The following is a 14623-nucleotide window of genomic DNA, read 5'->3' on the forward strand; positions in this document are numbered from 1 at the left end:
CAGAATTTTGATATGAATCGGGATTGCACGAATCAGTATTAATCCCTTAGGAGAAGGGAACGCAGCCCGGCGGCCTTGTTTTCGATCTCCTGCCACTCCTGCTCCGGATCGGAGCCGCTGACGATGCCCGCCCCCGCATAAAGACGCAGCGCAGCGTCGTGAACGCGGGCGGAGCGTAATGCCACACAGAATTCGCTTTGATCGCGCGATAAATAGCCCGCCGACCCGGCGTACCACTCCCGGTCAAACGGCTCCACTTTCGCAATAAATTCTCGCGCCGCCTGTCGCGGCAGCCCGGCCACCGCCGCCGTCGGTTGCAGAATATGCAGGCACTGCTCGTCGTCAGGCTGTTTAAGTTCGGTCCAGATACAGCGACGTAAATGCTGCACCTTGCGCAGACGCAGCACCTGCGCAGGCAGGATCTCCAGCGTCCGGGTATGGTGCTGAAGACGCTGGCAGATATCTTCCACCACCAGCATATTTTCCCGCTGATTTTTGTCGTCATTCATCAGCCAGTCGCCCAGACGCTGGGCCTGCTTATCGTCAGAATGGCTGGCGACGGTGCCTGCCAGCGCTTCAGTGCGCAGCAGCGTGCCGCGTCGCCGCCACAGGCGTTCAGGCGTCGAGCCGAGGAACGCGTTGCTGGCGTCAAAGACCATACAAAAATGATAGCAGTTGAGGTTTAGCGCGCGGCTGGCAGCCATCAGCGCGATGGCGTTCACGGGCTGCTGGCAATGCACGTCTGTAGCACGTGCGAGGACCACTTTCTCAAAATCGCCGCGAGCAAGGGTATCCGTCGCCTGACGAATCAACGCCAGCCATTCGGTTTTTCCGGATGATGGGTTTCCTGCACAATCTGCACGGACAACGGGCGGATCGGCGCGGCGTCGCGCAGGTTATCGACAAAATTCAGCGCCTCACGGGCATCTTCCCGCAACGACGTTTCGCTCCACAGTTGCAGACGCAGCGTGGCGACCCCGCCAGACCGTCGCCAGAGAAGGCGCGGTAAAAACAGCTTGCCCTGCGCCGGGTTGAAGGCGTTCAGGCCGCAGATACGGGTGTCATTGGCTACGTCGTGGGTGTGCAAAAACCGCGAGGCCGAGGCCAGAGAATCAAAATGGGCGAGGCTTCCGAGCGCGGCAAGTTCTTCATCGCCGCTGCGCTGTTGCCAGTAAAACTGAGGATAGCATCGCTGCACACCGAGCCAGGCCAGCGGATCGAAGGCGTCGTTTAACGGGAAAGAGACATCGAAATGGCGTAAACCGGGTGTAGCTGGCAACGCTTGCGCAAGCTGAGTACGCAGGCTTTGCAGCGCGAGGAAAATCGAGTGCACGCGAACCTCTCCCTGTTAAAGCCTTATATTATACGGGGTACTGACGATAAATAGCAGTACCCACGTGTAGGGAGTGGTTTACCGGCTTAACGACGGGCTAACAGCAGACCCAGCACCAGCCCTACGGCCGCACCGACCCCAATGCCCTGCCACGGTTTTTCATGCACATAATCGTCGGCACGATAAACCGCCTGCTTGGCGCGGTAGTAGTAATTGTCGGATGCGTTACTGACGCGGTTTTTCACGTCATGCAGCGCCTGCTCGGCGCGGGCTTTGAGCTCAATGTACTTCTGATCGGCAGGATCGCCTGAAGAGCGCAGCACTTCTTCCAGCGTTTCGCTTAGCAGCGTCAGGTCGTCGTCGACTCGGGTATCCCAGGATTGAAATGACATATTTTTCTCCATGTTAGTACACCAGTCCGGTAACTATAGACAACGTATTGCTATTGCGCCTGTTTCGCTTCGCGTGCCATGCCGATGTGTGGGATGCCGTCTTCGTCGTAAATGTCCGTGACCGGGGTAAAACCAAAATGGCCATAGAATGATTGCAAATGCGCCTGCGCGCCCAGGTATAACGCCTTGTCCGGCCACTGTTTCTGGCATGCGTCCAGCGTTTTTTCCATCAGCTGATAGCCCAGCTTTTCACCGCGCGCGCGGCCGCTGATAATGACGCGGCCAATGACGACAGGGTCAAAATCCTCTTCGCTTTTCAGAATCCTCGCATACGCCACCAGCTCGTTATCGCGCCAGCCGAGGATGTGCCGGTTCTCGCCGATCAGGTCATCGCCGTCGATATCCTGATACGGGCAGGTTTGTTCAACCACAAAGACTTCGCAGCGCAGCTTGAGCAGGGCGTAGAGTGAATGCACGGTCAGTTCGCTGTGGTGTAGATCTTGCCACTGGATCATGTGTTTCTCCTTCCTGGGGTTCATCACGTTATACTAAACCCCTTCCCATTCGGCAAAGGGCTGATTGCGTTATGGAACTGATTTTTCTGGGTACGTCCGCCGGGGTGCCAACCCGCTCACGAAACGTGACGGCGATTCTGCTGGATCTTAAGCATCCTACCCGGGGTGGGCTGTGGCTGTTTGACTGCGGCGAGGGTACGCAACATCAGCTGCTGCATACCTCATACCACCCGGGGAAAGTGGATAAAATATTTATCACCCATCTGCACGGCGACCATCTGTTTGGCCTGCCGGGCCTGCTGTGCAGCCGTTCGATGGCCGGTAACGCTATCCCGCTGACCATTTATGGCCCCGCGGGTATTCAGGAATTCGTTGAAACCACGCTGCGCCTGAGCGGCTCGTGGACCGATTATCCGCTGGAGGTGTTAGAGATCGGCGAGGGTCTGGTGTTCGATGACGGAGATTACCTGGTGCGCGCTTACCCGCTTAACCATCCGGTGGAATGCTACGGCTATCGCGTTGAGGAGCATGACAAGCCCGGGGCGCTGAACGCCGCCGCGTTGCAGGCCGATGGAGTGAAACCTGGCCCGCTGTTCCAGCGTCTGAAGCACGGCGAGACCGTCACGCTGGAAGACGGGCGCGTCATCAACGGTCAGGATTACCTCGCCCCACCGCAGCCGGGCAAAAAACTGGCTATTTTTGGGGATACCGCCCCCTGCCCTTCGGCGCTCAGGCTTGCCAGAGGTGTAGATGTGATGGTGCATGAGGCTACGCTGGAAGCGGCGATGGAAGAAAAAGCCAACAGCCGGGGGCACAGCTCTACGCGTCAGGCGGCGCAGCTGGCACGTGAGGCTGGCGTCCGGAAACTGATTGTTACTCACGTCAGCTCACGCTATGACGTCCGCGGCGCTGAAAGCCTGCTGGCAGAGTGCCGGGAAGTATTTCCGGCATGCGAGCTGGCGGAAGATTTTGCTCAGGTCAGCGTTTAGTCCTTCATTTTTCCCTCAGCGTGCCGATAACGATTAAAAGGCCAGCATTTCTCTTGAGGGTAGAATGGATAATTTCCAGAAAGATATTGATGACAGGGCAAACCTGACCCTGTCCAACCGTTTTGAACTGTTGCTGTTCCGTCTTGGCACCTCTCTGAACGAAAATAAATCCGAGCTGTTCGGCATCAACGTGTTCAAATTGCGCGAAATTGTGCCGATGCCGACCTTCACCAAACCGGCGGGAATGAAGTCTCCGCTGATGGGGATGGTGAACATTCGTGACCAGGTGATCCCGGTGATCGATCTGGCCGCCGTCGCCGGCTGCAAACCAGCCACCGGGCTGAACATCCTGCTGATCACCGAATATGCCCGCAGCGTGCAGGCGTTTGCCGTAGAATCGGTGGAAAACATCATGCGTCTGGACTGGAAGCAGGTGCACGCCGCGGAAACCGCCGTCAGCGGTCGCTACATCACCAGCATTGCCTGTCTGGACGAGAAGACCGATACCAACGATCTGGCGATGGTGCTGGACGTGGAGCAGATCCTGTACGACATCACCCCGGCGAACCACGATCTGCACGCCACCCATCTGGAAACCACCAAATTCAACATCAAGCCTGGCTCTGTCGCGATTGTTGCAGAAGATTCAAAAGTAGCGCGCTCAATGCTGGAGAAGGGATTGCAGGCGATGGAGATCCCGGCCCAGCTGCATATCACCGGCAAAGACGCATGGGAGAAAATCACTCAGCTGGCCGCGCAGGCACAGGCCGAGGGCGTTCCCGTTACCGATAAGATTGCCCTGGTATTAACCGACCTCGAAATGCCGGAGATGGACGGATTTACGCTGACGCGAAAAATCAAATCCGACCCGGTACTGAAAGATATTCCGGTGGTGATCCACTCGTCTCTTTCCGGCAACGCGAACGAAGATCATATTCGCAAAGTGAAGGCGGACGGCTATGTGGCGAAGTTTGAGCTGAACGAGCTGTCGTCGGTAATTGAAGAGGTGCTGGACCGCTCGATGAAGAAGATTGACGGGCCGTTGATTAGCCGCAAGCAGCTGGCTTAGTCGGGTGGCGCTTCGCTTACCCGACCTACAAGACCCGTAGGCCCTGCAAGCGTAGCGCCGCTGGGCATGTTTTACTCTGTGCGGGCTGGTGCCCTCACCCCGGCCCTCTCCCACGGGGAGAGGGAGAAAACAATAAAAAACCCGCCGAGGCGGGTTTTTTGTTTTTACATCAGCGGCATCGCGCGCTGCACGATATCAATCAGCGGCTGCGGATAGATACCGAAGATCAGCACCAGCAGCGCGGAGATCAGCACCACGATACCGCCGGCGCTATACTGCCAGTTGGACGGCGCATCGCGGTTGAGCTGCTGAGGCGCGCTCAGGTACAGGCTCACCGCTACGCGCAGGTAATAGTAGAGACCAATCGCGGAGCCGATAACGACACCCGCCGTCAGCCACCACAGACCCGCCTGCACACCGACGGCCAGCACGTAGAACTTACCGATAAAGCCCAGCGTCATCGGGATACCCGCAAGAGAGAGCATCATCACGGTCATTACCGCAGACAGAATCGGACGGTGCCAGAACAGACCACGGTAGGAGAACAGGGAATCCGCATCCGGGCCACGGTACGGGCTGGACATCAGGCTCACCACGCCGAACGCGCCGAGGCTGCTAAACAGGTAACCGGCCAGATAGACGCCCACAGTTTCCATCGACATCTCACCGCTTTGCAGCGCAATCAGCGCCACCAGCAGGTAACCCAGATGGGAGATAGAGGAGTAGCCCAGCAGACGCTTGATGTTGGTCTGGCTCAGCGCCATCAGGTTACCGAAGATGATGGACACGAACGCGATAATGCCCAGCACCACGCGGACCGCTTCGCTGTCGCCCACCGGGGCGTACAGGAACAGACGCATGACCACACCGAAGATAGCGATTTTGCTCGCCGTCGCCAGGAAGGTCGAGACCGGTGCAGGGGCACCCTGGTATACGTCTGGCGTCCACAGGTGGAACGGAACCAGTGAGAGTTTAAAGCCAAGGCCAACAATCATCATGCCCAGACCCGCCAGCAGCAGCGGCTCATGCATCATGCCGTCGCCAAGGCTCTTACCGAGCGCCATGAAGGAGAGATTACCCGTCTGTGCGTACAGCAGCGCGATACCAAACAGCAGGAACGACGACGCGGCAGCAGACAGGATCGTGTACTTGATTGCCGCTTCCAGAGAGCGCTTCTGGCGGAAAGCGTAACCAATCAGGCCGAACAGCGGGAGTGAGATCAGCTCAATACCGAGGAACAGCGCGGCCAGGTGGTTCGCGTTCGCCAGCAGAATACCGCCCAGTGCGGCAATCAGTACCAGCAGGTAAAACTCTTCTTTGTTGTCGTTGTAACCTTCGAGCCACGGGTACGCAAAGGTACAGGTTGCCAGGCTCGCCAGCAGCACCAGACCGGTGTAGAGCATGGCGTAACCGTCAACGCGCATCAGCGGCGTGACGTCCATCGCTCCCGCCTGGCCAACAAACCAGAGGGAAACTAACGCAGCGTTCAGACCCAGAACGGACAGGGTCGCATTCAGGAAGTGATTGCGTCGCCACGCAATGGAGAGCATCACAACCACCACCGTCAATCCGACGATCAGCAGCGGTAGCAGCGCGATCAGTTGTTGTGGAGTTATTGTCATGGCGAATTACGGCCTTGTAGTAGAAGCAGAATTAACAAACCACTGCTGGATGTTACCCATCGCGGAGTGCGAGGTATCCAGAATCGGCTGCGGATAGAAGCCCAACAGCACCAGCAGTACGACCAGCAGCAGGATGATGAACAGCTCACGCAGCGACATCCCCGGCAGTTCTTGTGCAGCAATTTCACTCTTCGCTTTACCGAAGTAAGCGCGGTGCAGCATCGCCAGCGAGTACACGGAGGCAAATACCAGACCAAAGGTGGAGATGACGGTGATCGTCGGTACCACGTTGAAGCTGCCGAACAGGATCATAAACTCGCCGACGAAGTTACCGGTACCCGGCATACCCAGAGTCGCCACCGCGAAGAACATGGAGAGCGCCGGCAGCCATTTCATTTTGCCCCACAGGCCGCCCATCATACGCATGTCGCGGGTATGCAGACGTTCGTACAGCTGACCACACAGGATGAAGAGACCGGCAGCAGACAGGCCGTGCGCAATCATCTGGATCACCGCGCCCTGGTATGCCAGCTGGCTGCCGGTGTAGATGGCAATCAGCACGAAGCCCATGTGGGAAACGGAGGTGTAAGCAATCAGACGTTTGATGTCGTACTGCGTGAAGGCCATCCATGCACCGTAGAAGATACCGATCACGCCCAGCCACATGGCAATCGGCGCGAACTCTGCGGAGGCGTTCGGGAACAGCGGCAGGGAGAAACGCAGCAGACCGTAGGCCGCCGTTTTCAGCAAGATACCCGCCAGGTCAACGGAACCCGCCGTTGGCGCCTGAGAGTGCGCGTCCGGCAGCCAGCCGTGCAGCGGTACGACCGGCATTTTCACCGCGAAGGCGATGAAGAAGCCGAGCATCAGCAGGTATTCCACACCGTGAGACATCGGGGTCTTCAGCAGGTCTTCGTAGTTGAAGGTCCACACGCCGGTCGCATTGTAATGCACAAATACCAGCGCCAGGATGGCAATCAACATCACCAGACCACTCGCCTGGGTGTAGATGAAGAACTTGGTGGCCGCCGTGATACGCGTTTTACCGTCGGATGCCTTGTGGCCCCACAGCGCGATCAGGAAGTACATCGGCACCAGCATCATCTCCCAGAAGAAGAAGAACAGGAACATGTCGATGGCCAGGAACACGCCGATCACGCCGCCCAGGATCCACATCAGGTTCAGGTGGAAGAAGCCCTGGTATTTTTCGATTTCTCGCCAGGAGCAGAGTACCGCCAGAACGCCGAGCAGACCGGTCAGCACCACCATCAGCAGCGACAGACCGTCAATCGCGAGGTGGATCGTAATACCGAAACGTGGGATCCACGGCAGAATGAACTCAGACTGCCACTGCGGAAGGCCCGCGGACTGGGTCAGTGAGTAGCCACCCTGCAACCAGAGTTGCAGACCAAGCGCGAGCGTCAATCCCATGGTGATCAGCGCGATCCAGCGCGGCATCTTCACGCCAAAGCGTTCGGTCTGCCAGCACAGGAAGCCGCCGATGAAGGGAATTAATATTAGCCAGGGTAGTAACATGGCGATTTTTATTCCTTGTTAAAGTCCCTCAGGGACCGATTTTCAACGAATTCGACAAAATTCACGTTTGAGTGCGGGGCCTTTTGCCCGGTGGCGCTTCGCTTACCGGGCCTACGGTCCGTAGGTCGGGTAAGCGCTAGCGCCACCCGACAATCCCCGCTAACTCAAAATCAACGCAACACCATCAGCAGCGCCAGTACGACAACCGCACCGATGCTCATGGACGCCACATACCAGCGCAGATAACCGTTCTCGCTGAACAGCAGGCCTTTACCTGCAAAGCGAGAGAGGATCGCCGGGATATTCATCAGGCTGTTCAGTGGATCGCGCTTCAGCAGCCACGCAATGCCCAGGAACGGCTTCACGAAGATCATGTCGTACAGCCAGTCGAAGCCCCATGCGTTGTACCACCAGGTGCCCAGCAGACGGCCCGGCGCGCTGTTGGCAACGGCAGTCACCAGCGTGCGTTTGCCCAGCCACAGCCATGCGGCAATCAGGATGCCCGCGATAGCCACTACGCCGGAGGTGATTTCAAGCGTCAGAACGCGACCGTGCTCAAGCTCGGTTGTCGCCGGCAGTACGCCCTGCAACGGTGGCACAATCATCGCGCCAACGAAGGTGGACAGGACCAGCAGCACAATCAGCGGCAGGTGGTGGGTAATCCCCTTCCCTGCGTGAGCGTGAATTTGTTCTTTACCGTGGAAGACGATGAAAATCATACGGAAGGTGTACAGGGAGGTCATAAACGCACCGACCAGACCCGCAACCATCAGATTGATATGACCATTCGCCATGGCGCCCGCCAGGATTTCGTCCTTACTGAAGAAGCCCGCGGTGATCAGCGGCAGTGCCGCCAGCGCCGCGCCGCCTACCAGGAAGCAGACATAAACCAGCGGGATGGACTTACGCAGTCCGCCCATTTTGAAGATGTTCTGCTCGTGGTGGCAGGCCAGAATCACCGAACCGGATGAGAGGAACAGCAGCGCTTTAAAGAACGCGTGCGTCATCAGGTGGAAAATGGCCGCGTCCCACGCCTGAACGCCCAGCGCCAGGAACATGTAGCCAATCTGGCTCATGGTGGAGTATGCGAGCACGCGCTTGATGTCGGTCTGCACCAGCGCGGCAAAGCCTGCCAGCACCAGCGTAACCGCACCGACAATACCCACCAGATGCAGAATTTCCGGGGTCATCAGGAACAGGCCATGGGTACGCGCAATCAGGTAGACACCGGCGGTGACCATGGTCGCGGCGTGGATCAACGCGGAGACAGGGGTTGGACCCGCCATCGCGTCGGCCAGCCATGTCTGCAACGGCAGCTGCGCGGATTTACCCACAGCGCCACCCAGCAGCATCAGCGTTGCCCACCACAGCATGTTGTTGCCTGCTTCGAAGTGCGCCGGCGCCAGTTCCACCATTTCGCGGAAGTTTAGCGTGCCCAGTTCGTTGTAAAGAATGAACAGCGCGAAAGCGAGGAACACGTCACCCACACGGGTCACGACGAACGCTTTCATGGCCGCTGCGCCATTCTTCGGATCGGTGTAGTAGAAACCGATCAGCAGGTAAGAACACAGACCCACGCCTTCCCAGCCCAGATACATCAGCAGCAGGTTATCGGCCAGCACCAGAACCACCATGCTGGCGATAAACAGGTTGGTGTAGGCGAAGAAGCGGGAGTATCCCTCTTCACCGCGCATGTACCAGGAGGCGAACATGTGGATCAGGAAGCCGACGCCGGTAACTACGGAGAGCATGGTCAGAGACAGACCATCCAGCACCAGGTTGAAACCGATGTTGAAGTTACCGACCGACATCCAGTTCCACAGCGGTACGCTGTAGGCCTGACGTCCATTGTTAAAGAAGTCGATACCCGCATACGCTGTGACCAGCGCAGCCAGGCCGATAGAGCCAATGCCCACGGTGGCAGACAGATTCTCAGACCAGCGGCCGCGAGAAAACGCCAGCAGCACGAAGCCAATCAGCGGAAAAATAATGGTTAAGGCAAGCATGTTCATCCACGCAACTCACTTACTGAATCGATGTTCAGGTTCTGGCGGCGACGATGGAGCTGTAGCAACAGCGCCAGGCCAATACTCGCTTCAGCAGCCGCGAGGCTGATGGCGAGAATGTACATCACCTGACCATCGGTCTGGCCCCAGTAGCTACCGGCGACCACAAAGGCCAGCGCGGAAGCGTTGATCATGATTTCCAGACCGATCAGCATAAACAGCAGATTGCGGCGGATAACCAGACCGGTTAAGCCCAGAACGAATAAAATCGCAGCGAGGATCAGTCCATGTGTTAAGGGGATCATGCGCGTTCCTCCGTTTTTCTTTTCGCGCGGTCGTCAGTGCGGTTGCTCAGCACCTCGCCGACACGCTCTTCGCGGCCAACGTGGAAGGCCACAACCAGACCCGCCAGCAGCAGCATTGAGGCCAGCTCAACCGCCAGAACGTACGGACCAAACAGGGTGATACCCACGGCTTTCGCGCTGATTGGCGTCCCGTCGATACCCTGGTCGTTGACGCCCAGAATGGCGTAAACAATCACCGCCAGCATGATGGCCGACAAAATTGCCGGACCAATCCACACCTGCGGTTTTAACCACTGACGTTCCTGCTCAATTTCAGAGCCGCCCAGGTTCAGCATCATCACCACGAACACAAACAGCACCATGATGGCCCCGGCGTAGACGATGATTTCCAGCGCACCAGCGAAGTGCGCGCCAAGCGCAAAGAACACCCCGGAAATAGCCAGCAGCGAGATGATTAAATACAGCAGCGCATGCACCGGATTGGTGTGCGTGATCACTCGCAGCGTAGCCAGGATGGCGATAAGGCCACAGATATAAAAAGCGAATTCCATTGCCCTCTCCTTACGGTAACAGGCTCTTGACGTCGATAGGCTTAGCTTCGTTCTCTGCTTCGCCTTTATCTTTGCCGTCGATTGCCATACCCGCCATCCGGTAGAAGTTATATTCCGGGTATTTGCCCGGACCGGAAATCAGCAGATCCTCTTTCTCGTACACCAGATCCTGACGCTTGTACTCACCCAGCTCGAAGTCTGGAGTCAGCTGAATCGCCGTGGTTGGGCACGCTTCTTCACACAGACCGCAGAAAATGCAGCGTGAGAAGTTGATGCGGAAGAACTCAGGGTACCAGCGGCCGTCTACCGTCTCTGCTTTTTGCAGAGAGATACAGCCCACCGGACACGCTACCGCACACAGGTTACAGGCAACGCAACGCTCGGAACCGTCCGGGTCGCGCGTCAGCACGATACGTCCACGGTAGCGCGGCGGCAGATATACCGGCTCTTCCGGGTACATCCGGGTTTCGCGTTTGGCAAACGCATGCAGGCCGATCATCCAGATACTGCGTACCTGGGTGCCGAAACCTACCAATAATTCTTTTAAGGTCATGATCTCAAAGCCCCTTATGGCTGCTGCCAGAGAATGACAGCCGCCGTTACCAACAAGTTGACGAGCGTCAGCGGCAGGCACACTTTCCAGCCGAAGGACATTACCTGGTCATAACGCGGACGCGGTAACGCTGCGCGAATCAAAATGAACATCATCATGAAGAACGCGGTTTTCAGCGCGAACCAGATGAACGGCGGTAAGAACGGGCCATGCCAGCCACCAAAGAACAGCGTTACCATCAACGCGGAAATGGTGACGATACCGATGTACTCGCCCACGAAGAACAGACCGAACTTCATACCGGAATATTCAATGTGGTAACCGTCGGCCAGTTCCTGTTCGGCTTCTGGCTGGTCAAACGGGTGACGGTGACACACCGCCACGCCCGCGATGGCAAAGGTAATGAACCCAAAGAACTGCGGGATAACGTTCCAGATGTCGGCCTGGTTGTTGACGATGTCGGTCATGTTAAATGAACCGGCCTGCGCCACCACGCCCATCAGAGAGAGACCCAGGAACACTTCGTAGCTCAGCGTCTGCGCGGAAGCACGCATCGCACCCAGCAGCGAGTATTTGTTGTTACTGGACCAGCCTGCGAACAGCACCGCGTAAACCGCGAGGCCTGCCATCATCAGGAAGAACAGAATGCCGATGTTCAGGTCAGCCACCACCCAGGTCGGGCTGACCGGAACGATAGCAAACGCCAGCAGCAGCGAGGTGAAGGCGATCATCGGCGCCAGCGTAAAGATCACGCGGTCCGAGAAGCGTGGAACCCAGTCCTCTTTAAAGAACATCTTGATCATGTCCGCGACCAGCTGGAGTGAACCACCCCAGCCCACGCGGTTCGGTCCGTAACGGTTCTGGAACAGACCGAGCAGACGACGTTCACCAAAGCTCATGAACGCGCCGCAGGTGACAACCACCAGCAGAATCACAACCGCTTTCAGAATGCTCAGCAGGATGTCGATAAGATCCGGCGTTAACCAACTCATGCTTTTGCCTCCTGAAGGTTATCAAGATGCGCACCCGCCAGGACCGGCGCGATGCCAGGCATACCCATCGGCAGACCCACCTGCCCTGCTGACAGGCGTTCAGAAATAATCAGCGGCAGGCTGATTGTCTGGCCGTCGTAGCTAAAGGCAATGTTCGCACCCGCGTTAACGCCAAGCTTCGCGGCATCCGCCGGGTTGAGCTTGATGTACGGCTGCGGCATACGCTGCTGGAATACCGGAGAACGCTGGGACATTTCGTCGCTACCGAACAGATGGTAGTACGGTGCAATACGCCAGTGACCTTCCTGCGCCTGGAAGCTCGCCGGAACGGTGGTGAAGAAGTCCAGACCGGTTTCGGAGGCTTCAATCAGACGCACGCCCGGATCGCCGTGGCGCAGGTGACCGCCCACTTCAGCCTGGAACTTGTTCCATGCCTGCGGGGAGTTCCAGCCCGGTGCCCATGCAAACGGGATTTGCGAACGCGGCGCAGACGGCTGGTTGTTCCCTTCCATCGAGAAGGCAAACATGGTGTCTTTATCCTGCGGCTGACGCGGTTCGTGCACGCTGATGTTGGCGCGCATCGCGGTACGACCGCTGTAGCGGTGCGGCTCACGCGCCAGTTTCTGGCCGCGAATGCGGAAGCTTGCGTCAGGCGCGGCGTCTTTAATGCCCGCCAGCTGAGGCAGTTTCTCAACAACCGCGTCAATAACGTGGTCGAGCTGCGTCCAGTCCACTTCACGGCTCTGCACGGTGCTGTGCAGAGAGTGCAGCCAGCGCCAGCTTTCCAGCATCACGGTGTTGCTGTCGTAGTAGGCCGGGTCATAAACCTGGAAGAAACGCTGGGCGCGGCCTTCGTTGTTGATCACCGTCCCGTCGCTTTCTGCGAAGCTTGCCGCAGAGAGCACGAGGTGCGCTTTGTCCATGATCGCGGTGCGCTGATGGTCGATAACCATCACCAGCGGCGCTCTGGAGAGCGCGGCGTCAACGCGAGCGGCAGAAGCATGGCGATGCAGGTCGTTTTCCAGCACCACAACGGCGTCAGCGGCACCGGATTCCAGTTCGCTTAACGCGTCTTCCAGCGAGCCGCCGCCAATCATACCCAGACCGATGCTGTTCACCGCACGGGCAATCATGGTAACTCCGACGTCAGCGCCGCGGCTCTTCAGGGCTTTGGCAACGTTCGCTGCGGCCTGAATGATTTCAGCGCTACCGGCGTTGGTACCGGAAATAATCAGAGGTTTCTTCGCCCCCGCCAGCGCCTGAACAATCACGTCGACCTTGTTTTGCAGGTCGCGATCCAGTTCAACGGCCGGCGAGTTGCTGTCCAGCGCGTGGGCAATGGCAAAGCCGAGACGCGCCTGATCTTCAACCGGCGCGCAGTAGGTCCACGCGGCGATATCGTCCAGACGAGTGTTGTCAACGTTAGTCACAAACAGAGGATGCTTCGCGCGCTGACCGATGTTGAGGATGGCCGCAATCTGCCAGTCAGCCACTTTCTGCGCCGCTGCCATTTCACGTGCTTTACCTTTCACCGCCTGACGAACCGCCAGAGCCGCGCGTGCGCCGGTCTGCGTCAGGTCTTCACCCAGCACCAGAACCGCATCATAGGATTCGATTTCGCGCAGCGCAGGCGTATGAATGCCGCCTTCACGCAGCACTTTCAGCACCAGCTGGAGACGTTCCTGCTCGCCCTGGGCGATACCGGTGTAGAAGTTTTCCGCCCCAACCAGCTCGCGCAGCGCGAAGTTGCTTTCGATGCTGGCGCGCGGGGAACCGATGCCGATCACTTTCTTCGACTGACGCAGAATATCTGCCGCGCCCTGCATCGCCTGCTCAGCGTTGAGGGTAATGACGTCATCGCCACGGCGCTGAACCGGCTGACGCGGACGGTCTTTCAGGTTCACATAGCCATAGCCGAAACGACCGCGGTCGCAGAGGAAGTAGTGGTTAACTGTACCGTTGTAACGGTTTTCGATACGACGCAGTTCGCCGTAACGTTCACCCGGGCTGGTGTTACAGCCAAGGGAGCACTGCTGGCAGATGCTTGGCGCAAACTGCATGTCCCATTTACGGTTGTAACGTTCAGAGTGGGTTTTATCCGTGAATACGCCGGTCGGACAGATTTCTACCAGGTTACCGGAGAATTCGCTTTCCAGCGTACCGTCTTCCGGACGACCGAAGTAGACGTTGTCATGCGCGCCATATACGCCCAGATCCTGTCCGTCTGCATAATCTTTGTAGTAACGCACGCAGCGGTAGCAGGCGATGCAGCGGTTCATTTCGTGAGAGATGAACGGCCCCAGATCCTGGTTACGGTGGGTACGCTTGGTAAAGCGATAGCGACGGAAGCTGTGACCGGTCATGACGGTCATATCCTGAAGGTGGCAGTTACCGCCCTCCTCACACACCGGACAGTCGTGCGGGTGGTTGGTCATCAACCACTCCACCACGCTTTCGCGGAACTGTTTGGCTTCTTCGTCATCAATCGAAATAAAGGTGCCTTCGGCGGCTGGCGTCATACAGGACATCACCAGGCGACCACGCGTGTCTTCCGCGTTTTGATATTGCTTCACCGCACACTGGCGGCAAGCACCGACGCTGCCCAGCGCCGGATGCCAGCAAAAGTACGGAATATCGAGGCCAAGAGACAGACAAGCTTCCAGCAGGTTGTCCGCCCCGTTGACTTCGTATTCTTTGCCGTCTACATGAATCGTAGCCATTAGCATGCTTCCAGTTGGCTCGGCCGAAACCGAGCGTTAA

Annotated in this window: 12 protein-coding genes and 1 pseudogene; 2 read left to right on the top strand and 11 right to left on the bottom strand. The window is 57.8% G+C overall.

Going from position 1 to position 14623, the window contains the following annotated elements; translation table 11 throughout:
- Nucleotides 1-38: 38 nt before the first annotated feature.
- The 3 genes and pseudogenes from menF to O1721_RS19385 form a co-directional block, all read right to left on the bottom strand.
- Nucleotides 39-1333 (bottom strand): annotated as a pseudogene (menF, locus tag O1721_RS19375) (isochorismate synthase MenF).
- Between the two features lie 86 nt (nucleotides 1334-1419).
- The gene (gene elaB, locus O1721_RS19380; RefSeq protein ID WP_017693006.1) at nucleotides 1420-1725 is read right to left on the bottom strand and encodes a stress response protein ElaB; all 306 of its coding nucleotides are present in this window, start codon (nucleotides 1723-1725) and stop codon (nucleotides 1420-1422) included.
- Between the two features lie 50 nt (nucleotides 1726-1775).
- On the bottom strand, nucleotides 1776-2240 hold the full coding sequence (locus O1721_RS19385; RefSeq protein ID WP_023295084.1) for a GNAT family N-acetyltransferase: 465 nt from the start codon (nucleotides 2238-2240) through the stop codon (nucleotides 1776-1778).
- Nucleotides 2241-2311: 71 nt separating this feature from the next.
- Here O1721_RS19385 and rnz point away from each other — a divergent pair, with 71 nt between their 5' ends.
- On the top strand, nucleotides 2312-3229 hold the full coding sequence (gene rnz / locus O1721_RS19390; protein ID WP_032648953.1) for a ribonuclease Z: 918 nt from the start codon (nucleotides 2312-2314) through the stop codon (nucleotides 3227-3229).
- Nucleotides 3230-3293: 64 nt separating this feature from the next.
- A complete protein-coding gene (locus O1721_RS19395; RefSeq protein WP_023304150.1) occupies nucleotides 3294-4298 on the top strand; it encodes a chemotaxis protein in 1005 nt (334 codons plus the stop codon).
- 164 nt (nucleotides 4299-4462) lie between these two features.
- On the opposite strand, the gene nuoN is transcribed toward O1721_RS19395, so the two are convergent.
- From nuoN to nuoG, 8 genes are all read right to left on the bottom strand, one after another.
- Nucleotides 4463-5920: an NADH-quinone oxidoreductase subunit NuoN gene (gene nuoN, locus O1721_RS19400; RefSeq protein ID WP_015572273.1), complete on the bottom strand. Its 1458-nt coding sequence runs from the start codon at nucleotides 5918-5920 to the stop codon at nucleotides 4463-4465.
- Nucleotides 5921-5926: 6 nt separating this feature from the next.
- Entirely contained in the window at nucleotides 5927-7456 is a 1530-nt protein-coding gene (nuoM, locus tag O1721_RS19405; RefSeq protein WP_003861498.1) for an NADH-quinone oxidoreductase subunit M, read from the bottom strand.
- Between the two features lie 170 nt (nucleotides 7457-7626).
- Nucleotides 7627-9468: an NADH-quinone oxidoreductase subunit L gene (gene nuoL / locus O1721_RS19410; protein WP_003861497.1), complete on the bottom strand. Its 1842-nt coding sequence runs from the start codon at nucleotides 9466-9468 to the stop codon at nucleotides 7627-7629.
- Entirely contained in the window at nucleotides 9465-9767 is a 303-nt protein-coding gene (gene nuoK / locus O1721_RS19415) for an NADH-quinone oxidoreductase subunit NuoK (RefSeq protein WP_003861496.1), read from the bottom strand. The genes nuoL and nuoK overlap by 4 nt, the downstream gene beginning before the upstream one ends.
- Nucleotides 9764-10318, bottom strand: coding sequence for an NADH-quinone oxidoreductase subunit J (gene nuoJ, locus O1721_RS19420; protein ID WP_003861493.1), 555 nt, complete (start codon nucleotides 10316-10318; stop codon nucleotides 9764-9766). Before nuoJ ends, nuoK begins: the two co-directional genes overlap by 4 nt.
- Nucleotides 10319-10328: 10 nt before the next feature.
- Nucleotides 10329-10871, bottom strand: a complete 543-nt coding sequence (gene nuoI, locus O1721_RS19425; RefSeq protein ID WP_003861491.1) for an NADH-quinone oxidoreductase subunit NuoI — start codon at nucleotides 10869-10871, stop codon at nucleotides 10329-10331.
- Nucleotides 10872-10885: 14 nt separating this feature from the next.
- Nucleotides 10886-11863 carry an NADH-quinone oxidoreductase subunit NuoH gene (nuoH, locus tag O1721_RS19430; protein WP_003861490.1) on the bottom strand — a complete coding sequence of 326 codons (978 nt, stop codon included), beginning with the start codon at nucleotides 11861-11863 and terminating at the stop codon, nucleotides 10886-10888.
- Nucleotides 11860-14583, bottom strand: coding sequence for an NADH-quinone oxidoreductase subunit NuoG (gene nuoG / locus O1721_RS19435; protein WP_032648955.1), 2724 nt, complete (start codon nucleotides 14581-14583; stop codon nucleotides 11860-11862). Before nuoG ends, nuoH begins: the two co-directional genes overlap by 4 nt.
- Between the last annotated feature and the right edge of the window lie 40 nt (nucleotides 14584-14623).

The organism is Enterobacter cloacae complex sp. HYC033_NIDB (assembly GCF_056673335.1).

Bases quoted from the DNA above. Each gene is read 5' to 3' on its own strand.
- elaB (WP_017693006.1), bottom strand. From the start codon at position 1,725: ATGTCATTTCAATCCTGGGATACCCGAGTCGACGACGACCTGACGCTG.
- O1721_RS19385 (WP_023295084.1), bottom strand. From the start codon at position 2,240: ATGATCCAGTGGCAAGATCTACACCACAGCGAACTGACCGTGCATTCA.
- rnz (WP_032648953.1), top strand. From the start codon at position 2,312: ATGGAACTGATTTTTCTGGGTACGTCCGCCGGGGTGCCAACCCGCTCA.
- O1721_RS19395 (WP_023304150.1), top strand. From the start codon at position 3,294: ATGGATAATTTCCAGAAAGATATTGATGACAGGGCAAACCTGACCCTG.
- nuoN (WP_015572273.1), bottom strand. From the start codon at position 5,920: ATGACAATAACTCCACAACAACTGATCGCGCTGCTACCGCTGCTGATC.
- nuoM (WP_003861498.1), bottom strand. From the start codon at position 7,456: ATGTTACTACCCTGGCTAATATTAATTCCCTTCATCGGCGGCTTCCTG.
- nuoL (WP_003861497.1), bottom strand. From the start codon at position 9,468: ATGAACATGCTTGCCTTAACCATTATTTTTCCGCTGATTGGCTTCGTG.
- nuoK (WP_003861496.1), bottom strand. From the start codon at position 9,767: ATGATCCCCTTAACACATGGACTGATCCTCGCTGCGATTTTATTCGTT.
- nuoJ (WP_003861493.1), bottom strand. From the start codon at position 10,318: ATGGAATTCGCTTTTTATATCTGTGGCCTTATCGCCATCCTGGCTACG.
- nuoI (WP_003861491.1), bottom strand. From the start codon at position 10,871: ATGACCTTAAAAGAATTATTGGTAGGTTTCGGCACCCAGGTACGCAGT.
- nuoH (WP_003861490.1), bottom strand. From the start codon at position 11,863: ATGAGTTGGTTAACGCCGGATCTTATCGACATCCTGCTGAGCATTCTG.
- nuoG (WP_032648955.1), bottom strand. From the start codon at position 14,583: ATGGCTACGATTCATGTAGACGGCAAAGAATACGAAGTCAACGGGGCG.